This window comes from Paenibacillus chungangensis (genome assembly GCF_042675905.1).
Lineage (GTDB): Bacteria > Bacillota > Bacilli > Paenibacillales > Paenibacillaceae > Pristimantibacillus > Pristimantibacillus chungangensis.
Window position 1 is genome coordinate 631106 of sequence record NZ_JBHTJZ010000005.1, and the last position, 22025, is coordinate 653130.

A 22025-nucleotide genomic window follows, 5' to 3' on the forward strand; every position below is an offset into this window, starting at 1 on the left:
CTTAACAGAAGAACAGAAGTAGGGGAGAGAAAGGGATGCTAATCGGATTCGTCAGACACGGACAGACAGACTGGAATGCGAATGGCATCATTCAGGGACAGACGGATATTCCGCTGAATAGGGAAGGGCTGCGGCAAGCGAAGGCAATAGCGGATCGGCTTGCGGAGGATGAGCGGATATGGGATTGTGTGATCTCAAGCGATTTGCTGCGCGCTCGGGTGACAGCCGAAGAAATCGCTAGTGCATTGGACATTCCGCTGATGACGCCCCTAACGTCCCTTCGAGAACGACATTTCGGACAAGCGGAAGGCACGACGGAGTCGGAACGCATCGCCAGTTGGGGGGCGGATTGGCGCCAGCTGGATCTGGGCATCGAGACTTCGGAGCAAATTGTGAAGCGGGGCAGACGTTTTCTGGATGAATGGGATTGGGATGACGGGAACGTCCTTATCGTCACGCATGGCAGCTTTATCGCCGAGATGCTCCTGTCATTATGTCCGAATCTGCAGGACGAGAGGCTTGGCAATGTATCGTATTCTATACTGGAACGGCATGGTGATAGCTGGCAGCCGCTCCTTTATAATTGCTCGAAGCACTTGAGTGGTTAAAAAGTGAATAAGAAGAGGGTCAGCCATATCCGTAAGCTTTCGGATAAGCTGGCCTTCTTCGATTTCGATTGGTTCACGATACGTATGAAATATGTGAAAATTCCCATAATGATAGTAAACACCTTCGATTAAAAATAGCTTCTTGCCCAACATAACGGAAAGGAGAGAGCTATGAATTTATCGGATATGCTGGGATATGCGGATATTGGACAGCTTACTGAAATTGCGAATGCTTATTCGTGCGAATGCAGCAGCCATTCAAAAAACGAGCTGATCCAAGCAATTCTGTCAACGATGGGACGTAACGACGTATTCGAGAGACAAGTGCATGATATGAAGCTGGAAGACTTGCGATTCCTCAATTCGCTATTGTTCGATACGAGAGAGTCTTACAGCCTGGAGGATCTGATGGCGCGGGTTCAACAAAGCAGATTCGGATTAGAACAGAAGACGGAAGCCGAAGAGGCCGATCGTGCGGCATCGAAGACTAAGACTCGCAAGAGTAATCGTAAAAAAGTTGCGAAGCAGGAGCCACCTAGTCCAAGGGAAATGATACTCCGCTTCAAACATCAAGGGTGGTTGTTCAACGGATTTACAGGCCCAGGCAAATATTTGTTTCAAGTACCAAATGATTTGAAGGGAAGATTCCAGGAAGTAATGAAGCGCAGGCTGGCTTCACAGCTACATTACATGGATGAGCCTCCTCTCTACCGGGATGAACAGCACTTGCTCGGACACGACGTGAAAGCAATGTTGCATTACGTTAGCCAGAACCATGTGCAATTGTCTGCAGACGGTTCTATGTACAAGAGGTATATTCAAGCATTGCTGGATCGGTTCAGTGTGCAGGAGAAGCTTCCGCAGAAGGGGGCGTGGAGATTCGGCTACGGCCGTCACTTCAATCATTATCCGAATCGCCTGTCCTTCCTGTACGATTATTGTTACTACTCCGGCTACCTGCGCGAGAATCATGAGACGTTGGAGGTTACGACTGAAGGCATGGAACGCCTCTCGGCTTCTCCTGAACTGGAGGAGGAGAGCATGTATCATTACTGGCTTAAGCTTTACAGGGGATCGATTCCCAATCTGCTCTCTCTCGTTCATTGGATTCATTCACTGGCAGAGGAGTGGGTAACGTTCCTATCGATCAAGGAAGCACTGGAGCCGTTCATCAAGCCGTATTACTATGATAATGCCTCTTCCATACTGGAAGTGCGCGTGTTGACAATGATGATGCATCTGGGATTATTGAGGATTGGCGAGCACCCTCAGCACGGAACGGTCATACGCATGACAAGATGGGGGCATGCGGTTGTCTCCGGCAAGGTCGCAACAAAGCAATAAAGGTTGACTTTTGATCTGCAGCCTTGTTAGAATCTCTCCGAATAAATGAAGGGAGAGTTGGCGATATGTTGTTGCCTTATAAGGGGATAGTACCGGCAGTTCATTCCGACTGTTATATTGCTGAGGGAGCGAAAGTGATCGGAGAAGTGTCTATTGGAGCGAAGAGCACAGTGTGGTTCAACGCCGTGCTAAGAGGCGATCTGGCGCCGATTATTATCGGTCACAGCTGCAACATTCAGGATGGAGTCGTCGGACATGTGAACACAGATCAGCCGCTGCTGCTGGGAGATGAGGTGTCTGTCGGCCACAGCGCAATCATACATGGCTGCTCGATAGGCAAAGGTACATTGATCGGAATGGGGGCAATCGTACTGAACGGCGCCGACATCGGTGAATATGCTTTAATAGGAGCCGGATCGATTGTGACAGAGAACAAAAAAATACCTTCCTATACGCTTTCTCTTGGAACACCTGCCAAAGTCGTAAGAGAATTGACAGAGGATGATCTGCAGCGAATGAAATGGACGATGGAGAGCTATGTGACGAAAGGGATTGAATATAGGAGCTAACGCCGCTATGGAGGTGTATCCTATGGACAAAATGAAAATCACATACGAGGCAATGCTCGGCTTGTTCGCCGAAATGGTTCTGGATGAAGCGATTCAAAAGTATCAATCGGAACAGCTGAACGTTGCCATCGACAAGGCGCTTGCTGCTGGGGACGAGGATACGTTCTATTCTCTAACCAAACAATTGAATGAGCTACAAAAGGATTGAAAGAAAAGCTTCCGATTACCAGGGTGAGAACAGCAACTGTTCAAAACGGATCTGGCAATTGGAAGCTTTCTTTTGTACAATCATAAAAAGTGATTAGTAAAATGCAATCGATTGCATATTGGAGGAGTTCTTATGAAGTTCAGTGAGATCGAAGACGATAAATGGAAGGAGCTAGCTCCGTATCTGGATACCTGTCTGCTGCCTGTTACGGGAATGTCGGGCCTGGAGTCTCCGCCTAAGGCGACAGCCTGCCTTGAACAGCTGAGGGATATGATGGATATGGTAGAAATTCCGTTCAGGGGCAGAGTCGTAACGTATCCGGCATGTCACTATTGGGCGGATGGGTTGAATTTTGACGAAATGCTGGCAAAGTGGTGTGAGGCGCTAAGAAGTATAGGTTTTACATATATCATTGTTGCAACGGCGAACGCCACCTTAGAGTTGACATGCGATGCGGCGGATCTTGTCTTGCGGCCGACAGCGGATGGGACACTACCTCAACCAAGCGAGGTGACGAGCGCCATTAGAGAACTGTGGAGTTGAAGATGTGACACGAAACTGGAAGGGACCTGAATAAATGCCATCCTTTTGGGGGAAAACATAACTTATCGAAGGTCAAATGTGACAAAATGACAACAAATTGATGAACGTGATTTCCATAATGACGCAAATATCCAGCCATATTCTTGACGCTCCCATGCACCTAGGCTATTATAAGTAATGTCCTAGTTCGTAATGTGTTTTTGCTATGCGGCAAAACAGGAGAGATGGTTGGCAAAGGGGGTTGGAACAGATAATGAGTAACCAAGAACAACATGATGCGGCACATCGGCCAGTACAGCGCAAAGAGATGTCTCGGCGTCAGTTTTTGTCCTACACGCTCGGCGGCACGACAGCCTTTATGATGGGCGGCGCGGTATTGCCGATGGTTCGTTTTGCAGTTGACCCTCTGCTGGTGAAGAAAGGCGAGGGCACTTTCGTGAAGGTTGTGGAAGAAAGCAAAATTACGACCGAACCGTTGGAAGTGAAGTTCAAGATCCATCAAATTGACGGATGGTATGAGAGCGAGCCCGAGCTTGTTGCTTGGATTTCCAAGGACGCGCAAGGCAATATTTTCGCTTTGTCGCCAGTGTGCAAACATCTAGGCTGTACGATCTTCTGGAATACCAAGGGGCAGAACGAATATGATTGTCCTTGTCACGATGCCCGCTATTCCAAAGACGGCAAAAACATCACAGTTGCCAATGCGCCGCTGGATGAATATGAAGTCGAAGTGAACAAAGAAAACGGATTCGTCTATTTGGGACCATTGAAGCCAAATACTAGAGTGTAAGGAGGGCGTATTTCAGATGTTTAAAACCGTATACAACTGGATCGATGAACGTCTTGACATTACGCCGTTATGGAGAGATGTAGCCGATCATGAAGTGCCTGAGCACGTAAACCCGGCCCATCACTTCTCTGCATTCGTGTATTGCTTCGGCGGATTGACGTTTTTCATCACCATTATCCAAATTTTATCCGGCATGTTTCTGACTATGTATTACGTACCGGATATTATTCACGCTTATGCAAGCGTTGACTTCCTGCAGCATCAGGTTGCCTTCGGACAGATTGTCAGAGGTATGCATCATTTTGGGGCAAGCCTAGTTATCGTCATGATGTTCCTACATACGCTGCGCGTCTTCTTCACGGGTTCCTACAAGGCTCCTCGAGAGATGAACTGGGTAGTCGGAATGTTGATTTTCTTCATCATGCTTGGCCTGGGCTTCACAGGATACTTGCTGCCATGGGACAACAAAGCTTACTACGCAACCAAAGTAGGGGTTGAGATTGCGGCATCCGTACCTTATATCGGATCATATATCGCCGATTTCCTATATGGCGGAGATATTGTTGGCGCTCAGACATTGACTCGCTTCTTCGCGATTCACGTGTTCTTCCTGCCTGGCGCACTGATCGCTCTGTTGGCAGCGCATTTCCTGATGATACGGAAGCAAGGCATATCTGGACCACTATAAGCGAAAGGAGGCTAACTAATGGCGCACGGTCATAAATCGAACGAGAAAGTAGTATTCGTAGGCGATTCTCGGGTGAAGAAGGGCGAGTCGTGGCAGACGCCTCCGGATTATACAGCCTTCCCCGGGAAGTCTGAAGCCTTCATACCGAACTTTTTACTGAAGGAATGGATGGTAGGCTGCGTTGTGCTCGTAGGATTCCTGGCATGGGTTATCGCGGAGCCGCCTCCGCTCGGTTATCCCGCAGATCCTACGAACGCGGCATTTATTCCGATGCCGGACTGGTACTTCTTGTTCCTGTATCAATTTTTGAAATATCCATACGTTTCGCAAGAGTACGTGTTGCTTGGCACGATGGCCATTCCTGGAATTATGTTCGGCGCATTGCTGCTTGCTCCATTCCTGGACACAGGCAAGGAACGCCGCTTCTATCGCCGTCCAATTGCGTCATCTCTGATGATGCTGTCGCTCGTCGCTTGTATTTACTTGACAGTCGTATCCTGGGACCATTACCAGGATATGCTGGAGAAGAATGGACAGACGCCAGAGCATCATCTGCGCGCAGAGCGTGCGGAGGAAGCGATCAATGCGGGCAAGCCTCGTCCGAACCCGCTTAAGAAAGCGGCAGCCATTATCGAGCCGGAAGATCCGGCAATGGAGACCTACCAATCGCAATGTATGGGTTGTCATGCGACTGATTTAAATGGTGGAGCAGGCCCTGCATTGCTGGGTGTAGGCAATAAGCTTTCTCAAGAAGAAATTGCTGGCATTATTACCAATGGCAGTGAGAATAAAATGATGCCTGGATTCGGTGAATCCCTGTCCAGCGATGATATTGATAAACTAGCACTTTGGTTAACGAAACAAACACAGTAAATAGCCATTTGAAAAAAACCTGATCGTGTCAACGATCAGGTTTTTTTCAACCGATTAGAATTTATTAGTTTTTTACTATTCCAATAGACATAGGAGGGAAGAAAGGTGGGCATATCTTTTTTTTGGAGCCGAGCATTTTTGCTGGACCGCCGCTTTTTATGGCTATTGTTTATGGTCAATTTGATCGGCACAATTTATGGATACATTTGGTATGGTCATCAGCTGCAGGTAACTGCTGCTACCAAGCCGGGTTGGATGCTGCCGTTTGTGCCTGATTCGCCTACCGCGAGCTTGTTTTTTACTTTAGCTTTGCTTTACTTGCTTTTTCCTCCCGGTCGACTGTCCAAGCTTGCCTCTGCTAGTCGGCTCGTCATTGAAGCGTTGGCGGTCGTATGCTCTGTGAAATACGGGGTATGGGCAGTCGTCATGATATTCGCCGGACAAGCGCAAGGAGATGTATTGAATTGGCAACATTATATGTTGGTCGCTTCTCATCTAGGTATGGCAGCTGAGGCGTTATTGTACGTTCGATTCATGAAGGCTCGGCTCGGCGCATTGGCTGTTGCAACGAGCTGGCTGTTCCTTAACGATACGGTAGACTACACATACGGGGTATATCCGTATTTGCCGAATGAGTTGGAAGATGATATTGTGACTGTGAAGTGGTTTACAATTGGCTTATCGGCAGCTAGCTTCCTGTGCGGAGCGATGGCTCTGTCGTTCAGGAAGCGGTCATAACTTGTCCACGCTCCTCATACAGTAAGGTATGGGGGGATGATTATGTTTACACGTATCCTATTGCCATTCCTGTCGACAATTATACTGGCGCTAGGGGCTACAGGTATGCTGGGAAGTTATGGTGCTTCCGATATTTCCGTTCATGCTGTTCGGGATGCGAGATTCGACAAGCTGATGAAGCTGGATACTATAGCTGAATCTTTATATACAGCGTCATATTCGCATAATCGTCAAGCAGCTTATTCGCATCTGTTGACGCTGAAACGTTATCTGGAAGACGAGATCATTCAGCAATACGGCGCGGAAGATGGCTGGAGACTGATGATTGCGGATGCCGATAAGGTAGAACGCGCACTGACTGACGGACAGCCCGACATGAACTGGCTGGAGCAAGTTACGCGTATCAGACTTGCAGTTGATGCGATGGTAAGACCCGATAGAGCATTGTGGCTGCCATACGAACAGCTTCTTCGCGATGACGTCAGTTCCATTCGCCAGGCATGGCACAGGGGAGACGGTTCTGAGGGGCCCGCAGCTGCAGCTATGCTGCATCGTATGCATGTGCATGCGAATCGGATCGAAGCGGCGGCTAACATAGCGGGTCATCAGTTGAGAATGCGTGAGCTGATGGAGCGTATTCAGTACGGCAGGCGCATATTAGTCGCCATGGAGAAGCAAGGGGCTGAGAAGCTGAGGCCAATCTCCAATCAGGAAGTGGAGCGGACATTAGCGACGATGGACAACGTCATATCCGCCATCTATAGTGGAGATGACGGAATGTCTTACCCCGCCATAGCTTCCCCGGAGCAGGGGAAGCCGCTGAGGTGGATATTTATGATCGGTACGATGATCTCGGCCGTCCTTACCTTGGTGGGCTGGCGCAAGTACAGAACAAGACCATATGGCATCAAACCTATTGCTTAGACCGGACGCAGCTCGTGCGATCCGGTTTCTTCGTTTTCCTGCCGACGCAACGAAAAACGTTGATTTATGGAACGCGCTTACGGTAACATAGAGAGCATATACAAAGCATCAGACAAGGAGTGGGATGGAAGCTCATGGAGGAGAAGTCATTAGCGGAAATACAACGAGAAGTCGACGCATACATCTCCCAATTCAAAGAAGGTTATTTCAGTCCGCTTGCGCTGATGGCCAGATTGTCTGAAGAAGTCGGCGAGCTGGCCAGGGAAGTGAATCATGCTTATGGCGAGAAGCCTAAGAAGCCGGAAGAGGCAGATAATTCCGTAGAAATGGAGCTTGGTGACATCTTGTTCATCTTGAACTGCTTCGCCAATTCGCTCCACATCGATTTGACGGAAGCGCATAACAAAGTGATGAACAAGTTCAATACGCGCGATGCGGATAGATGGACTAGAATTAGCGACGAACCGTAAGTAATCTCCTTACATATGCTGTACCATCGAGCCCCTGTATAAGGAGGATGGGCATATGGATGGTGAGAGCAGCGTCAAAAAAGCATTTGAACTTATCTTGCAAAATGACTTTGAAGGTGCGATACACTGGTTCGAGCAAGCTATTGCTGCAGACCCTGGCAATGCAAGCTATTACCACCGATGTGCTGTATCTTGTGCGAGAAGCGAGAAGTGGCAGCGAGCGAAAGTATATGCTGATACCGCGGAACAGATGGAGCCTGATAATGAAGAATATCGCTATCATGCGAAGGTGGTGCAAGCAAAGCTGTTCATCTTGGAAGCGAATCATCTACTTGCTGCAGAACGGCCGTCCTGGAATGAGGCGGAAGACTTGCTCATGCGGGCTGTATCGCTGGATCCCATATGCTTTGAAGGCTACTATACGTTAGCGCTTGTGTACGGCGAACTTGACCGTCTGGATGAAGCAGCTAGCAATGCACGAGAAGCACTTCGGCTTGATCCACAGCATGCCGCCGCCAGAAGATTGTTCGCCGATCTTAACCGCAAACGGCGCATGCAGCGGAATCGGACCAATAATAGAAGAAAATAAGGAACAGGTGATAAATATGTCGAATGATAAAATAAAAGTTGCAGTAACCGGCGCGGGAGGAAGAATGGGAAAAGAGGTCGTTAAAATGGTGCTGGAGGATGAAGCGTTGCAGCTTGTGGCAGCAATTGATCCTTCAGCAGGTCCTGTAGATGCAGGAACCATTATTGGCGCTGGGGAAACTGGCGTGACAATTAGCGCTAATCTCGCGGAAGCTCTCAATACGGTGAAAGCGGATGTGCTAGTCGATTTCACTGTCCCGCAAGCCGCTTATTCCAATACAAGAACAGCGATTGAATATGGCGTTCGTCCTGTTATTGGGACAACAGGGTTCACGCCCGAGCAGATCACGGAGTTGGACGAGCTGTGCCAGAAGCAAGGGATCGGTGCGCTTATTGCGCCTAACTTCTCGATTGGCGCAATTCTGATGATGAAATTCGCAGCGGAAGCGGCCAAATATATGCCTCATGTCGAAATCATCGAATATCACGGCGACCAAAAGCTGGATGCGCCGTCGGGAACGTCGATCAAGACTGCAGAACTGATCTCGGAGACGCGTCAGGAGCTTCGTCAAGGCAATCCCAAGGAAGAAGAGACGATCGAAGGGGCAAGAGGCGGGTATTACAACGGATTCCGCATACATAGCGTCCGTCTCCCGGGCGTATTCGCCCAACAGGAGGTTATCTTCGGCGGGCACGGTCAGACATTGAAAATTAGACACGATTCTTACGAGCGCGCCGGCTATATGCCAGGCGTCAATCATGCCGTTAAGAAGGTTATGACTTACAGCGGCTTGATTTATGGATTCGAACATATTATGGATTAACACATGGATTGCCAGCTAACAGAAAGAGGAGATCACATATGTTGAATATCGCATTTATTGCACATGATCGGAAGAAAGAAGAAATGGTTAATTTCGTAACCGCCTACGAGCATGTATTTCAACCGCATTCACTGTATTCCACGGGGACGACAGGAATGCGAATAATGGAGCAGACGTCTCTGAATATTCACCGTTTCATGTCCGGCCCGCTAGGAGGGGACCAGCAGATAGGCGCTATGGTCGCGCAAAATGAGATGGATCTGATCGTTTTCTTGCGAGATCCGTTAATGGCGCAGCCTCACGAGCCAGATATTATTGCTTTGCTTCGCTTATGCGATGTGCAGGGGATACCGGTTGCTACAAATATTGCCACGGCGGAGCTGTTGGTAAGAGCGGTGGAACGAGGAGACTTTGCATGGCGAGAGCTAGTGCACAAGTACAAGCCGGGAGTTGAGATCTAATGGAGTCGCTGGATATTCTCATATTCGGCGCTCATCCGGACGATGCGGAGATCGGTATGGGCGGGACAATTGCGAAGCATTCCGCCGCAGGCTATCGCGTCGGCATATGTGACTTGACAGAAGCGGAGTTATCTTCCAATGGAACGGTACAGCTGCGCAAGAAGGAAGCTGAAGAAGCATCCGCAGTGCTTCGCTTAAGCTACCGTTCTAATCTGAGGCTTCCTGATCGGGGAATTATTCAGACGGCAGAACAGTTGGATCTGATCGTGAAGGAAATACGAAAGTGCAAGCCGCGCCTGGTATTCGCCCCTTATTGGATTGATCGGCATCCTGATCATATCGCATGCAGCAAGATTGTGGAAGAGGCTGTATTCAATGCGAAGCTGCGCAATTACAAGCCGGAGCTAGGCGAGGCCATAACCGTCCATCAGCTCCTCTTCTATTATATTAACGATTGCCAAGACGTCACGCTGCTTGTCGACGTATCGGACCATTACGAGCAGAAGCGGCAAGCATTGCGGGCTTATCGGTCCCAATTCGAACTGTCAGCCACCGACAATGCAGTGGAAACGCCGTTGACTGGTGGTTATCTGGAACGTGTTGAGGCGCGCGACGCGTTGCTTGGCGGACCCAAGGGGATTCTTTTCGGAGAAGGATTTGCAGCGAAAATACCGTATCCCGTCAAAATGTTTTGACAAGTTGAACGACCCTATGGGAATACAATAGCTAGACGATCATTCCCAGATAGGAGATGCGATTGCCATGACGAGAAAATTGAAAATAGGCATTACCTGTTACCCGACGCTCGGAGGCTCGGGCGTAGTTGCCACTGAGCTAGGCAAGCTTCTGGCGGAGCGCGGGCATGAAATTCACTTTATTACGCATAGCATGCCGTTCCGGCTAGGCAAATATCATAAAAATATTTTCTTTCACGAAGTGGAAGTGAACGATTATTATGTTTTCCGATATCCACCGTATGATCTGTCGCTTGCGAGCAAAATGGCTCAAGTAGCGACGATGCAGCAGTTGGATGTGCTTCATGTGCATTATGCCATTCCTCATGCCGTATGCGCCTACCTGGCGAAGCAAATGATGAACAACGGTCTGAAAACAGTGACGACGCTGCACGGAACGGATATTACCGTGCTTGCGCAGGACGAATCGCTTAAGGACTTGATCCGACTGGCCATTCATCAGAGCGATGCGGTTACGGCGGTGTCGAAAGACCTCATCCATGAAACGAGACGTCTGCTGGATATCGTTACACCAATTGATTTGACCTATAATTTTGTGGACAAGAGGGTGTATTATCCCCGTGAGGTGGGCAGTCTGAGAGTGGACTATGCGGATCCGAACGAGAAAATACTGATGCATATATCCAACTTCAGGCCCGTAAAGCGTGTGACTGATGTGATTGATATATTCCATCGCGTACAAGAAGTCATGCCCGCGAAGCTTTTGCTGGTAGGTGAAGGCCCGGAGTTGTCCAAAATGCAATGCAAAATTAAAAATATGGGCTTGGAAAATTCCGTCGTCTTTCTGGGCAAGCAGGAAGATGTCGCGCAGGTTATTTCGCTTGCAGATGTACTTCTTCTTCCTTCAGAGAAAGAAAGCTTCGGTCTAGTCGCATTGGAAGCGATGGCGTGCGGTGTGCCCACAATTGGTTCTAGAGCCGGAGGCATTCCAGAGCTTGTCGTTCACGGTGAAACTGGCTTCCTGTCTGACATAGGCGACGTTGCGGATATGGCGCAGCATGTTATCGCTCTTCTGAAGGACGAGGAGATGCATCAGCGGTTTAAAGCCGCTTGTATGGAACGGGCGCGCCATGAATTTTGCAATGATGTGATTACGATGCAATATGAGGATATTTATTATCGTGTGCTCGGGATTGCCCGAGAGTCCGATCTTGCCCAGCAGTCTGTCGCAATATGCAATGACTAGGGCTAAGCAAGACTTGTTACAGACAATAAATTCATTATGAATGTTCGATAACAGAAAGGTGCTATTGTTATGTTGCAATTGCCGCCTGCAATGACGGCTGCGCTGCCGTTGCTACACCGATTACATGACCATCAATTCGAAGGCGTATTCGTAGGAGGGGCTGTTCGGGACACTGTTCTGGGCTTGCCCCTTAAAGACATTGACATTGCGACCTCGGCATCGCCCCAGCAAGTGATGGCCATATTCCCGAAGTGCATTCCTACCGGGCTGGCGCATGGCACCGTTACTGTCGTGCATGATGGAATCGGATATGAAGTGACAACTTATCGGATCGAGTCGGGATATAGAGATTGCCGGAAGCCGGATCATGTGGCGTTCATCGATAATCTGGATCAGGATTTGATACGGCGCGACTTTACGATGAATGCGATGGCGATTCGTCAAGATGGCGCTTTATACGATCCCTATGGAGGAATGGTGGATCTTCGCCTTCAACGACTGCGACCCGTTGGCGCCGGGGACGAGCGATTCCAGGAGGATGCGCTTCGTATGCTGAGAGCTATACGCTTCCTGGCGGTGTATAGGCTTTATCCTACAGCCAGCTTGTGGCGCGCTCTAATCAGACATCGGGAGCTGATGCGCCATATCGCGATGGAGAGAGTGCAAGCAGAACTGGACAAGATGATCGGCAGTGATGCGCCAGCGAGTGCGCTTGGCTGGTTGGGTGGCAGCCGACTGCTGAACTATACGAAGGAAGAACTGCCTTGGACACCACAAGATCATGAGGCTCTAAAGTCTTCAAGGCTGGACTTGCTGGACAGTCTTGATGAACGATGGGCTTCCATATTCATCGCTCTGTCTTATACCGCGGACAAGGTCAAGTCTGCATTGAAGTCATTGCGCTTCGGCAATCACAGAATCCGCTTCATCTACAGCATAATTCATGTCGATGCTATAATGGCAGTGGCAACAGTTGAGAGCGAGCGAAGAAGCGCGTGGCTGAATGTCGTGCTCGCGCATGGAGAAGCTATCGCTCACAGCTGGCTTCGCTGTGCGCAGGCGGCCGGTTGTGCTCCGCTGCACAGAGATACCGAGCAACTGGAAGGGTTAAGACGGCAGCTACTGGAGATGCCTGTGAGGACGTTGAAGGAGCTGCAGGTGAACGGCAACGATCTCTGCCGCTCGTTGGGCATGCGCAAGGGTCCATGGGTGCGGGAGCTTCTACAGCTATTGCTGAGCGAGGCGGCATCCGGCGAATTGCCGAATACGGAAGCTGAATTACTTGAAAGAGCTAATATATGGAGAACCGAGGTAAACATTGATGAGCAATCAAACCCATGAGACGATGCTGGAGATGTTCAGGCAATCTCGGGATGGATTCCTATCCGGCATGATGATAAGCGAGAAGCTTCAAGTAAGCCGAACGGCGATATGGAAGCATATACGCAAGCTGGAGGCAGCAGGATATGAATTCGAAGCATCGACCAAGCTCGGCTACCGGCTGACTTTCGAACCGGATTATTGGAACCTGGAGCATCTTCGGCATGTTTTGGCCAACTCGACAGAGAAGCAGCGGGACATTCATCTGCTGGAGGAGGTCGCATCCACGCAAAATGTAGCCAAAGCGCTTGCTGAGGAAGGAGCGCAGGAGGGTACTCTTGTCCTTGCCGAGCAGCAGCTGAACGGCAGAGGCCGCATGGGCCGCAACTGGGTATCCCCGAAAGGAAAAGGAATTTGGATGAGCATGGTGCTAAGGCCGTCCATGCCGATTCATTGTGCGCCACAATTGACTTTGCTGACGGCAGTGGCGTTATGTCAAGGTTTGCGTGAGTCGACCTCTCTGCCCATTGGCATCAAGTGGCCAAATGACTTGTTGGTCGAGGGCAAAAAAATTAGCGGAATTTTGCTAGAATCATCTGCAGAAGACGAGCGCTTGAAATATGTCATTGCTGGCATCGGCATAAGTGTCAATATGAACGCGGCGGATTACGGTGACGAATCGCTGCTGGAGCGGGCCACATCCTTGCGGCTGGCAGCCGGAGAACCGTTTGGCAGAGAGCGGTTGATCGCAGCATTTATTGCCCAATGGGACCACCTATATGAGCTTTACAAGAGTGAAGGCTTCGAGCCTATCCGGGAATTATGGCAATCGCTGTCTGTCTCTCTAGGCAAGCCTGTGCGATTAACCACGCCAATGGAATCGTTCCTCGGGACTCCGCTGGAGCTGCTGCCAAGCGGCGCTTTATCTGTCAAGCGCGAGGATGGCTCCGTCATCCCTGTATTCTCCGCGGAGATGGGTGAGCCGCATTAAATCTCGTTTACGAACGGAAGCAATTTTGTTAAACTACATTTACAGGCGGTATTCAGCAATGAAACTGCACTGGAGTAAGGCAATGCCTCATGACAAGACTAACATCATTTGGAAATGCCCACTCTGCTCTGAGCCGTAGGGACCGAGACAGAAGGAAGCAGTTCTGCACAACGTTTCCTTTTTACGTACGGGAACCTTTTTAGCAGCGGCTAAAAGGTTTTTTTGTGTTCACAATAACTGTAAGGAGGAAAACGGATGAAAAAAAGACTAACGATTGCAAGCATGCAAAAAATGAAACAGAAACAAGTGCCGATCACGATGCTGACTGCCTACGATTATCCCTCTGCGAGGCTCGCCCAGGAAGCGGGTATCGATATGATTCTGGTGGGAGATTCGCTTGGCAACGTTGTGCTTGGATATGATACGACAATTCCTGTAACGATTGATGATATTGTATACCACACCCGCGCAGTGGCAAGAGGAGCAGCAGAGACGTTCATCGTCTCGGATATGCCTTTCATGACTTACGGAGTAAGCAGGGAAGCAACCTTGAATAACGCTGCGGTTATTATGCAGAAAGGCGGCGCACAGGCTGTCAAGCTGGAAGGCGGCGCTGAAATTGCTGATGATGTTAGCGCATTGGTGAAGGCAGGCATTCCTGTTATGGGCCATATCGGACTTACGCCGCAATCCGTTCATCAGTTGAGCGGATACAGAGTGCAGGGCAAGGTGGAGCAAGAAGCGAAAGCGTTAATGGAAGATGCGCTGGCACTGCAGCAGGCAGGAGCGTTCAGCATCGTGCTGGAATTGATGACAGAGCCGATCGCCGCCGCTATAGGTGAAGCACTGACTATTCCTGTTATAGGCATCGGAGCCGGTCGCGGATGCGATGGGCAAGTAATCGTCTATCACGACTTGCTGCAATACGCTTCCCCTTATATCGAGAAGAGATTCGTGAAGCCTTATGTCGACGTCGCGTCAACGATAAGGCAAGCGATCGAGCAATATGTCGATGAGGTGAAGACAAGACAATTCCCTGCGGAAGAACATGTGTTCCAGCCGCAATCAGAATCAACTTCATCCGCTGCTGAAGCAGCATCGCAAGCGCTGTATGGCGGAAGGAGCCAGTAATTATGATCATTGTTCGTACGAAAGAGGAGTTGCGACATGCTATACGTGAGATGGCAGACGACGGACAATCGATAGGCCTGGTTCCTACGATGGGGTACCTGCATGAAGGCCATGCCAGTCTCTTGACGGCAGCCCGTGAGCAGTGCGAGGTGACAGTACTAAGCATATTCGTCAATCCGCTGCAGTTCGGTGCCAATGAAGATCTGGATACGTATCCTAGAGATGAAACAAGAGATATTGCGTTAGCGGGTTCCTGCCATACAGATATCGTATTCATCCCGTCAGTTCAAGAGATGTATTCGTCTCGGCCGTTGACAAGCGTGAAGGTGAGCGAAATCACCGAGCAGCTGTGCGGTGCTTCCCGACCGGGACACTTCGACGGCGTTGGCATTGTCATCGCCAAGTTGTTCCATCTCGTGAAGCCACATCGCGCATACTTCGGGATGAAAGACGCGCAGCAGGTTGCCGTAATTGAGCAGCTGGTGCATGATCTGGACTTTGATGTTGAGATCGTCCGGATGCCGACGGTAAGAGAGCCGGACGGTCTGGCGTTGAGCTCCAGGAATGTGCGCTTATCGCCCGAGCAGCGGCATCAGGCGCTAGTCTTGTCCAAGGTGCTGAAGGATGCAGCACGCTGGCTGAAGGGGCCGGAGATGACGGTCGACAGCTTGCTGAAGGCTGTCAGGACGGAGATCGGGAAGATGAAGGAAGCAGAGATCGATTACGTCGAACTGATGCAATATCCTTCCCTACAGAGGGTGCCGGGAAAGCAATGCTTGCAGGAAGCAAGCGGTACGGTTATTCTGGCGCTGGCAGTCAAGTTCGGAGCGACGAGATTGATCGACAATGCCTTGTATACTATCGGCGAGAGGTGAGAAGCCTTGTATAGAACGATGATGAAATCCAAGCTTCACCGTGCGACGGTGACGGAAGCGAATTTAAACTATGTAGGCAGCATTACCATTGATGAAGACTTGATGGATGCGGCCGACCTGCTTGAAAATGAAAAGGTTCAAATTGTCAATAACAACAACGGCGCCAGGTTTGAAACATATGTCATAACAGGCGAACGCGGTTCCGGCGTGATCTGCCTGAACGGCGCTGCTGCAAGGCTTGTTCAGCCTGGGGATCAGGTAATTATTATCTCGTATGCCGCTATGGAAGACGAACAGGCGCGAAGCTACAAGCCAATAGTTACTATTCTTGATGAGAACAATAAGCCATTGAAAGTGCTCTCTCAAGAAATGCACGCGACCGTATTGTAATAACTGGCATCTAATCGCTAGTCGCGAATTCCTGCATTATGTAACGGCTGGATGACGGTATGAAAAGCCTGCCGAAAACAAAAAATGACCGTGACACTCCTTAATTCAAAACGAAGGCGGGATGCGGTATGTTCCAGCATATGTTCATGACGATGCACAAGCTGCTCGACGGCATTATGAGACAGTATCCCACTGCGTCGGAGCAGGAGCGACAGCACTATGAGCTTCAGCTTAGCGAGTTGAAGAAAGCCAGCGATTGCTTTATCGAATTGTGGTTGAATTTCGAGGAGAAGCTTTCCCAGTTCAAACAAAATCAAGCGGACGATGTCAGTAATGCGGTTAGTGGCTTAGACGCTGCTGCATGCGGCCAGAAGGCTTCTGACTCTGCGATAGACGGCCAATCTGACGCTGAAATCTGCGCTCCTGGTCTTGACAGCACGCCCTGCAGCGCAGCGGATCTGTATATTCCAGATGACATTGCCGGTGATGTGAGCAAAGGCCAGGGATATTACAAGCTGTTCATGTTCCCGCAAGCGGCAACGATCTTTCACGACGTTCTTGCGCAAGCTCCGGAATGCAATTTGGCGCGGCTTTACTTGGGGATGAGCTTGATGCATATGCGAAGCTGGAATGAGGCACAGCGGCAATTTCAACTGCTTATTGTGCTATCGGACTTTCCGAAGTGGCTCGCTTTAGGCTATAATGCTCTTGGATGCATTCAGGCGATCCACATGAATTTGGCACAAGCGGAGAAGCTGTTCCAGAAGGCCTATGAAGTTTATCCCCGCTTCGCCGACTCTTTAAGCAATTTGAAGTCGTGTCAGGAAACACCTAAGCAATTATCCCTATATTTTGGTAGCACGGAGCTGTGCTGTATGTGAAAGGTCGGGGGAAGCAAATGAAATATGCCGTATTGGATTTGGAGACGACTGGACATGGCACAGAAGATCAGATTATTCAAGTGGGGCTTGTCATTGTCAATGACGAGCTGCAAATAACGGATAACTTCAGCACTTTTGTTAAACCAACGATTGCCATCCCTGAATTTATTACGAATTTAACCGGTATAGACCATGCGATGACGGAGCACTCCCCGCAATGGGATGAAGTTGCTCTAAAGCTGCTGCCGTATCTGGAGGACGCGGTACTTGTTGCGCATAATGTAGGCTTCGACGCTTCCTTCTTGGATCGGGCTCTGCAGGATAGCGGGTATATGCCATTTTTGGGACGAAAGCTGGATACGATTGAGCTTCTTCGTATCCTCTATCCGTCGCTCACGTCCTATCAGCTAGGCATGGTGACGGAGCAGTTCGGCATTGTGCACGAACATCACCATCGGGCCGATAGCGATGCGGTGGCTACAGCGGAAATATTCATGACATGTGTCCGGAAGTTAAGATCTTTGCCGCTGCTTACTGTGCAGCGGCTGTCTTCATTGATTGATGAGAGCAAGGATGTGCAGTGGTTTCTCGCGGAGCAGGCCGCTCACATGGAGCAGCATACCGTATTCGAAGCAAGCGATTATGATTATTATCGGCAGTTTGCCCTTCAGGCTGGCGAATGGGGCGAAGAGAAGGCGCCGCGGCAAGATGAAGGGATGGATGAGGAATGGCTCGCTGACACGACCTTCGAGCAATATTTGAACGGTGTAAAGCAGCGATTCCAAGAGCTGTTCCCCGGCTATGAAGAACGTGAAGCGCAATCCCGGATGTTCCAGGAAGTGCATCAGTCCTTCGAAGAAGGCAAGCATTTGTTAATAGAGGCAGGCACGGGAACGGGCAAGTCACTCGGTTATCTAATTCCAGCATTGTATTACAGTATTCGCCATCACACGAAGATGGTAGTCAGCACCCATACGATTAACTTGCAGGAACAACTTCGCCATCGTGATCTTCCGTTACTCGCCCAAGTGCTGCCTTTTCCGTTCAAGGCATCCATCTTGAAGGGGCGCGGCAATTATCTCTGTATGCGCAAGCTCGAACATAAGTTGAATACAAGAGATTTTATGAGCAAGGGGGAGGACGGGATAACCGCCGCCGCCATGCTCGTATGGCTGAGTGAGACCGAGACCGGCGATCAGGAAGAATTGAACTTCAGCAGCAGAGGTGCTGAATTTTGGTCGACGGTAGCAAGCGACGCCAATTCCTGTCTGAACCGTGCATGCCCTTGGTTCAAGAGGTGCTATTATCATCGCGCCAAGCACGAATCCAATATCGCCGATGTCTGTATAACAAACCATTCTATGTTGTTCACCGATGTGCAAGCTGATCACCGCCTGCTTCCAACTTATAACCACCTTGTTATAGACGAGGCTCATCATGTAGAAGAAGTGGCGGGTAAGCATCTGGGAACGCTCGTGAACTATTTCACGCTTATTAGTACATTAACTCGCTTGCAGAAGGATGCCCGTTCAGGGATTTTACATACGCTTCGGCATAAGTTGAGAGAAGATGGAGATGACCACGCAGAAGCTTGGGTAGAAACGATTGACGACTGCCTGCCCAAGCTGGGCGAATTGAAGGAGCAATGGGACAAGCTGTTCGAATTGTTGTTCAGCGATATTGCTTCTGTCCAGGCCGAAGGCGACGGTACGCTTGTGAAGCGATTAATTCCAGGAGAGACATCGGAACATTGGCAGGAAGCGGTCGGAGTTGAAGGGAATATTCATGTCGAGCTTGCACGGTTAATCAAGACGTTTGAAAAGCTTATTAGCGATGTGAAGGAACGAAGCGAAGAACAGAGTGTGCAAGGCGTATTGACGGACCTGAACGGCTGCCTGCGTGACTTGAGCAGACTGAAGGACGAATTACGCACGATGACGAAGCTGGAACAGGTGGATTTCGTGTTCTGGATTGAAGGCAATAGCGCTTACCGTCACCGCTCCGTTCAATTGTACGCGGCGCCGATCGATGTCAGCCGCAAGCTGCAGCAGTATTTTTTCGATGCGAAGGAAAGCATAGTGCTGACTTCGGCGACGCTGACGGTCAAGAAGACATTTCAATATGCGGAAGAACAGCTTGGACTTGCAGGCTACGAAGAGAAGGGCAAGCTTCGTGCAGTTCAGCTGCCGTCACCGTTCCAATACCGCGAGCAGGCCCTGGTTATCGTTCCCAGAGACTTTCCGGTACTGAAAGGAGCTTCCTACAACGACGACTATGTGAATAGGCTTGTGCAATCATTAAGGGATGTGGCGAGCGGAACAAGGGGGAGAATGCTGGTATTATTCACATCTTACCGGATGCTGCGAGGCGTATACGATCCTCTTAAGGAATCGCTTGCCGAAGCAGGCATCAATGTGTTGGGACAAGGCATTGACAGCAGCAACCGATCGAAGCTGACAAGACGATTCCTTCAGCAACCGGAATCTGTCCTCCTTGGCACGAGCAGCTTCTGGGAAGGGGTGGACATTCCTGGTGAATCCTTGATCTGTCTAGCTATTGTCAGGCTGCCCTTCCAGCCGCCAAGCCATCCTGTACTGGAAGCGAAAGCGGAGTTACTGCAGCGGAGGAACCAGAACCCCTTCATGAAGCTGTCCATTCCTGGAGCCGTCATCAAGTTCAAGCAAGGATTCGGTCGATTGGTCCGTTCCTCGCAAGACAAGGGGATTGTTATTATATACGACACAAGAGTAATCGAAACATTCTACGGCAAGCACTTCCTGTATTCCTTGCCCGGCCCAAAAATCGAGACGATGCATGTGGATCAGATCGTTCCCAGAATGAAAGAGTGGCTGTCAGACCGGACTGTTGCAGCCGATGACCAAGCAAAGATCGTGCCAGCGATAGAGGAGGAATAGCGGCAATGAAGCAAACCAAAATATCGGAAGCGGTAGTGAAACGGCTTCCGTTGTACTTACAGGTGTTAAACGAGCTTCATGCACGTGAGGTGCAGACGGTGTCCTCTCAGGAGCTGGGAGTGAAGCTTGATTTGAATCCTGCTCAGATTCGTAAAGATTTGGCTTACTTCGGAGAGTTCGGCAGGAAGGGCGTCGGCTATGATGTCGTGTATCTGATCGAGAAAATTCGTCAAATATTAAAGGTGAACCAAACGATTAAGGTCGCGTTGATCGGCGCAGGCAATCTTGGTCTGGCGCTCTGCAACTACAATAAATATTCCAAAGACAATATGCAGATTACCGCTGTGTTCGACAATCACCCCGAGAAGGTAGGAAGCAGTATCGGCCATTTGACCGTACAGCCGATGAGCAAGCTTGCTGAATCCATCAAGGAGCACAATATTCGAGTCGGCATTATAACAGTACCCGCTCATGAAGCGCAAAACGTAGCGAATGAGCTGACAAATGCGGGTATTGAAGGCATACTAAATTTCGCGCCGGCTATTCTTCGGGTCCCGGAAGAAATTCGCATTCACTATGCGGACTTCACGAAGGAATTATTGAGCCTGGCTTACTACTTGAATCATGAAGGAGATGAAAACGATGAGTCAGCTATGGATACAGAATAGCCTGTTCGTTACAATGGATGATGCCTTGCCCGTCGTAAAAAGGGGTCACATGCTCGTATCGGACGATCGCATCGCTTATATCGGCGAAGAGGAGCCGCAGCCGCAATGGCTGCAATCCGATGTGAAGAAGTTCGATGGAAGCCGCCATGCCATTATGCCTGGCCTCATTAATACGCACGGCCATTCACCGATGACGCTATTGCGCGGTTATTCGGACGATGAAGCGCTGCAAGTGTGGCTGGAACAAAAAATGTGGCCGATGGAAGCGCGTTACAGAAGTGAAGACACGCGTGTCGGAAGCGGTCTTGCGATTGCGGAGATGCTGCTCAGCGGCACAACGACGTTCGTCGATATGTACGACCGGATGGAGCAGGTAGCGCTTATGACAGAACAGGCCGGCATGCGCGGTGTGCTGATGCGCGGAGTCATCGGCCTGTGCTCTGAGGAAGAGCAGCGCGCTAAGCTGAAGGACTCTGTCCAATTCGCGAAAGACTGGAACGGGGCAGCGGGGGGCCGCATCACGACGATGCTGTCGCCGCATGCGCCATACACGTGTCCTCCAGCGTTCATTGAGCAATTCGTACAGGCAGCACATGATTACAATCTGCCGCTGCACACCCATATGTCAGAGACGACCGCGGAAGTGGAGCAGAATGTTCGTGATTACGGGAGCAGGCCGGTGAAGCATCTGGATTCGCTTGGCTTCTTCTCGCGTCCGGCGCTTCTTGCCCATGCCGTACATCTGAACGATGAGGAGATCGCGTTGCTCGCAGAGAGAGGCGCCTCAATATCCCATAATCCTGTAAGCAATCTGAAGCTGGCAAGCGGCATTGCCAGAGTGACGGATCTGATGAAGGCCGGCGTGAAGGTGTCTCTCGGCACCGATAGCGTCGCAAGCAACAATAACCTGGATCTGTTCCAGGAGATCGCTATGGCGGCCCTGCTTCATAAGGGAGTGACTAACGATCCTACTGCCGTTCCTGCCATGGAAGCTCTGAAGCTTGGAACAGTATATGGCGCGAGGGCGCTGTGGCGCGAAGATATCGGCGTGCTTAGGGAAGGGATGAAGGCGGACTTCATCGCTCTTGACATCGATCAGCCTCACTACTATCCGCTGACGGATATCGTGTCCCATCTGGTGTATGCGGGTAGCGGACGCGATGTGACCGATGTGTGGGTAGACGGCAAGCAGGTGGTTGCCGGAGGGAAATGCCTGTTCCTGGACGAGGAGAAGCTGCGACGCGATGCGCAGGCCAGCTTCGAGCGGTTGCTGCAAGCAACATGA

Annotated in this window: 25 protein-coding genes; all 25 read left to right on the forward strand. The window is 50.1% G+C overall.

Annotated elements, in window-relative coordinates; genetic code table 11:
* Positions 1–35: 35 nt before the first annotated feature.
* Complete coding sequence (locus ACFQ2I_RS05455) at positions 36–608, forward strand: histidine phosphatase family protein (protein WP_377562636.1); 573 nt, start codon at positions 36–38, stop codon at positions 606–608.
* Positions 609–779: 171 nt separating this feature from the next.
* Positions 780–1952: a hypothetical protein gene (locus ACFQ2I_RS05460; RefSeq protein WP_377562637.1), complete on the forward strand. Its 1173-nt coding sequence runs from the start codon at positions 780–782 to the stop codon at positions 1950–1952.
* A gap of 65 nt (positions 1953–2017) precedes the next feature.
* Positions 2018–2521: a gamma carbonic anhydrase family protein gene (locus ACFQ2I_RS05465; RefSeq protein WP_377562638.1), complete on the forward strand. Its 504-nt coding sequence runs from the start codon at positions 2018–2020 to the stop codon at positions 2519–2521.
* A 22-nt stretch (positions 2522–2543) separates the two neighbouring features.
* A complete protein-coding gene (locus tag ACFQ2I_RS05470; RefSeq protein ID WP_377562639.1) occupies positions 2544–2729 on the forward strand; it encodes an IDEAL domain-containing protein in 186 nt (61 codons plus the stop codon).
* A 132-nt stretch (positions 2730–2861) separates the two neighbouring features.
* Complete coding sequence (locus tag ACFQ2I_RS05475; protein WP_377562640.1) at positions 2862–3272, forward strand: DUF2487 family protein; 411 nt, start codon at positions 2862–2864, stop codon at positions 3270–3272.
* A 253-nt stretch (positions 3273–3525) separates the two neighbouring features.
* Positions 3526–4062 (forward strand): Rieske 2Fe-2S domain-containing protein, encoded by a 537-nt coding sequence (locus tag ACFQ2I_RS05480; RefSeq protein WP_377562641.1) that lies wholly within the window; start codon positions 3526–3528, stop codon positions 4060–4062.
* Positions 4063–4078: 16 nt separating this feature from the next.
* Positions 4079–4750 (forward strand): menaquinol-cytochrome c reductase cytochrome b subunit, encoded by a 672-nt coding sequence (gene qcrB, locus ACFQ2I_RS05485; RefSeq protein WP_377562642.1) that lies wholly within the window; start codon positions 4079–4081, stop codon positions 4748–4750.
* 18 nt (positions 4751–4768) lie between these two features.
* The gene (locus tag ACFQ2I_RS05490; RefSeq protein ID WP_377562643.1) at positions 4769–5623 is read left to right on the forward strand and encodes a c-type cytochrome; all 855 of its coding nucleotides are present in this window, start codon (positions 4769–4771) and stop codon (positions 5621–5623) included.
* Between the two features lie 105 nt (positions 5624–5728).
* Positions 5729–6361: a DUF1405 domain-containing protein gene (locus ACFQ2I_RS05495; RefSeq protein WP_377562644.1), complete on the forward strand. Its 633-nt coding sequence runs from the start codon at positions 5729–5731 to the stop codon at positions 6359–6361.
* Positions 6362–6403: 42 nt separating this feature from the next.
* Complete coding sequence (locus tag ACFQ2I_RS05500) at positions 6404–7285, forward strand: sporulation protein YpjB (RefSeq protein ID WP_377562645.1); 882 nt, start codon at positions 6404–6406, stop codon at positions 7283–7285.
* 134 nt (positions 7286–7419) lie between these two features.
* Positions 7420–7755, forward strand: coding sequence for a nucleotide pyrophosphohydrolase (locus ACFQ2I_RS05505; RefSeq protein WP_377562646.1), 336 nt, complete (start codon positions 7420–7422; stop codon positions 7753–7755).
* A gap of 55 nt (positions 7756–7810) precedes the next feature.
* On the forward strand, positions 7811–8344 hold the full coding sequence (locus ACFQ2I_RS05510; RefSeq protein WP_377562647.1) for a tetratricopeptide repeat protein: 534 nt from the start codon (positions 7811–7813) through the stop codon (positions 8342–8344).
* Between the two features lie 16 nt (positions 8345–8360).
* Positions 8361–9167, forward strand: a complete 807-nt coding sequence (gene dapB / locus ACFQ2I_RS05515; RefSeq protein ID WP_377562648.1) for a 4-hydroxy-tetrahydrodipicolinate reductase — start codon at positions 8361–8363, stop codon at positions 9165–9167.
* 38 nt (positions 9168–9205) lie between these two features.
* Entirely contained in the window at positions 9206–9628 is a 423-nt protein-coding gene (locus ACFQ2I_RS05520; RefSeq protein WP_377562649.1) for a methylglyoxal synthase, read from the forward strand.
* Positions 9628–10323 (forward strand): bacillithiol biosynthesis deacetylase BshB1, encoded by a 696-nt coding sequence (gene bshB1, locus ACFQ2I_RS05525; RefSeq protein ID WP_377562650.1) that lies wholly within the window; start codon positions 9628–9630, stop codon positions 10321–10323. Before ACFQ2I_RS05520 ends, bshB1 begins: the two co-directional genes overlap by 1 nt.
* Before the next feature lie 67 nt (positions 10324–10390).
* Positions 10391–11569, forward strand: coding sequence for an N-acetyl-alpha-D-glucosaminyl L-malate synthase BshA (gene bshA / locus ACFQ2I_RS05530; protein WP_377562651.1), 1179 nt, complete (start codon positions 10391–10393; stop codon positions 11567–11569).
* Positions 11570–11638: 69 nt separating this feature from the next.
* Complete coding sequence (locus ACFQ2I_RS05535; RefSeq protein WP_377562653.1) at positions 11639–12910, forward strand: CCA tRNA nucleotidyltransferase; 1272 nt, start codon at positions 11639–11641, stop codon at positions 12908–12910.
* Positions 12891–13880 (forward strand): biotin--[acetyl-CoA-carboxylase] ligase, encoded by a 990-nt coding sequence (locus tag ACFQ2I_RS05540; protein ID WP_377562654.1) that lies wholly within the window; start codon positions 12891–12893, stop codon positions 13878–13880. Before ACFQ2I_RS05535 ends, ACFQ2I_RS05540 begins: the two co-directional genes overlap by 20 nt.
* 255 nt (positions 13881–14135) lie before the next feature.
* On the forward strand, positions 14136–15011 hold the full coding sequence (gene panB, locus ACFQ2I_RS05545; RefSeq protein WP_377562655.1) for a 3-methyl-2-oxobutanoate hydroxymethyltransferase: 876 nt from the start codon (positions 14136–14138) through the stop codon (positions 15009–15011).
* Positions 15012–15013: 2 nt separating this feature from the next.
* The gene (gene panC / locus ACFQ2I_RS05550; protein WP_377562656.1) at positions 15014–15886 is read left to right on the forward strand and encodes a pantoate--beta-alanine ligase; all 873 of its coding nucleotides are present in this window, start codon (positions 15014–15016) and stop codon (positions 15884–15886) included.
* A 6-nt stretch (positions 15887–15892) separates the two neighbouring features.
* Positions 15893–16276 carry an aspartate 1-decarboxylase gene (panD, locus tag ACFQ2I_RS05555; RefSeq protein ID WP_377562657.1) on the forward strand — a complete coding sequence of 128 codons (384 nt, stop codon included), beginning with the start codon at positions 15893–15895 and terminating at the stop codon, positions 16274–16276.
* A 128-nt stretch (positions 16277–16404) separates the two neighbouring features.
* Positions 16405–17157 carry a hypothetical protein gene (locus ACFQ2I_RS05560; RefSeq protein WP_377562659.1) on the forward strand — a complete coding sequence of 251 codons (753 nt, stop codon included), beginning with the start codon at positions 16405–16407 and terminating at the stop codon, positions 17155–17157.
* Between the two features lie 17 nt (positions 17158–17174).
* The gene (gene dinG, locus ACFQ2I_RS05565; RefSeq protein WP_377562660.1) at positions 17175–20072 is read left to right on the forward strand and encodes an ATP-dependent DNA helicase DinG; all 2898 of its coding nucleotides are present in this window, start codon (positions 17175–17177) and stop codon (positions 20070–20072) included.
* Between the two features lie 5 nt (positions 20073–20077).
* Positions 20078–20740, forward strand: coding sequence for a redox-sensing transcriptional repressor Rex (locus tag ACFQ2I_RS05570; RefSeq protein WP_377562662.1), 663 nt, complete (start codon positions 20078–20080; stop codon positions 20738–20740).
* On the forward strand, positions 20715–22025 hold the full coding sequence (locus ACFQ2I_RS05575; protein ID WP_377562663.1) for an amidohydrolase: 1311 nt from the start codon (positions 20715–20717) through the stop codon (positions 22023–22025). The genes ACFQ2I_RS05570 and ACFQ2I_RS05575 overlap by 26 nt, the downstream gene beginning before the upstream one ends.

Bases quoted from the DNA above. Each gene is read 5' to 3' on its own strand.
- ACFQ2I_RS05500 (WP_377562645.1), top strand. From the start codon at position 6,404: ATGTTTACACGTATCCTATTGCCATTCCTGTCGACAATTATACTGGCG.
- ACFQ2I_RS05510 (WP_377562647.1), top strand. From the start codon at position 7,811: ATGGATGGTGAGAGCAGCGTCAAAAAAGCATTTGAACTTATCTTGCAA.
- ACFQ2I_RS05480 (WP_377562641.1), top strand. From the start codon at position 3,526: ATGAGTAACCAAGAACAACATGATGCGGCACATCGGCCAGTACAGCGC.
- ACFQ2I_RS05470 (WP_377562639.1), top strand. From the start codon at position 2,544: ATGGACAAAATGAAAATCACATACGAGGCAATGCTCGGCTTGTTCGCC.
- ACFQ2I_RS05490 (WP_377562643.1), top strand. From the start codon at position 4,769: ATGGCGCACGGTCATAAATCGAACGAGAAAGTAGTATTCGTAGGCGAT.
- qcrB (WP_377562642.1), top strand. From the start codon at position 4,079: ATGTTTAAAACCGTATACAACTGGATCGATGAACGTCTTGACATTACG.
- dinG (WP_377562660.1), top strand. From the start codon at position 17,175: ATGAAATATGCCGTATTGGATTTGGAGACGACTGGACATGGCACAGAA.
- ACFQ2I_RS05475 (WP_377562640.1), top strand. From the start codon at position 2,862: ATGAAGTTCAGTGAGATCGAAGACGATAAATGGAAGGAGCTAGCTCCG.
- panC (WP_377562656.1), top strand. From the start codon at position 15,014: ATGATCATTGTTCGTACGAAAGAGGAGTTGCGACATGCTATACGTGAG.
- ACFQ2I_RS05520 (WP_377562649.1), top strand. From the start codon at position 9,206: ATGTTGAATATCGCATTTATTGCACATGATCGGAAGAAAGAAGAAATG.
- bshB1 (WP_377562650.1), top strand. From the start codon at position 9,628: ATGGAGTCGCTGGATATTCTCATATTCGGCGCTCATCCGGACGATGCG.
- ACFQ2I_RS05570 (WP_377562662.1), top strand. From the start codon at position 20,078: ATGAAGCAAACCAAAATATCGGAAGCGGTAGTGAAACGGCTTCCGTTG.
- ACFQ2I_RS05535 (WP_377562653.1), top strand. From the start codon at position 11,639: ATGTTGCAATTGCCGCCTGCAATGACGGCTGCGCTGCCGTTGCTACAC.
- ACFQ2I_RS05540 (WP_377562654.1), top strand. From the start codon at position 12,891: ATGAGCAATCAAACCCATGAGACGATGCTGGAGATGTTCAGGCAATCT.
- bshA (WP_377562651.1), top strand. From the start codon at position 10,391: ATGACGAGAAAATTGAAAATAGGCATTACCTGTTACCCGACGCTCGGA.
- ACFQ2I_RS05460 (WP_377562637.1), top strand. From the start codon at position 780: ATGAATTTATCGGATATGCTGGGATATGCGGATATTGGACAGCTTACT.
- panB (WP_377562655.1), top strand. From the start codon at position 14,136: ATGAAAAAAAGACTAACGATTGCAAGCATGCAAAAAATGAAACAGAAA.
- ACFQ2I_RS05465 (WP_377562638.1), top strand. From the start codon at position 2,018: ATGTTGTTGCCTTATAAGGGGATAGTACCGGCAGTTCATTCCGACTGT.
- dapB (WP_377562648.1), top strand. From the start codon at position 8,361: ATGTCGAATGATAAAATAAAAGTTGCAGTAACCGGCGCGGGAGGAAGA.
- ACFQ2I_RS05455 (WP_377562636.1), top strand. From the start codon at position 36: ATGCTAATCGGATTCGTCAGACACGGACAGACAGACTGGAATGCGAAT.
- ACFQ2I_RS05505 (WP_377562646.1), top strand. From the start codon at position 7,420: ATGGAGGAGAAGTCATTAGCGGAAATACAACGAGAAGTCGACGCATAC.
- ACFQ2I_RS05575 (WP_377562663.1), top strand. From the start codon at position 20,715: ATGAGTCAGCTATGGATACAGAATAGCCTGTTCGTTACAATGGATGAT.
- ACFQ2I_RS05560 (WP_377562659.1), top strand. From the start codon at position 16,405: ATGTTCCAGCATATGTTCATGACGATGCACAAGCTGCTCGACGGCATT.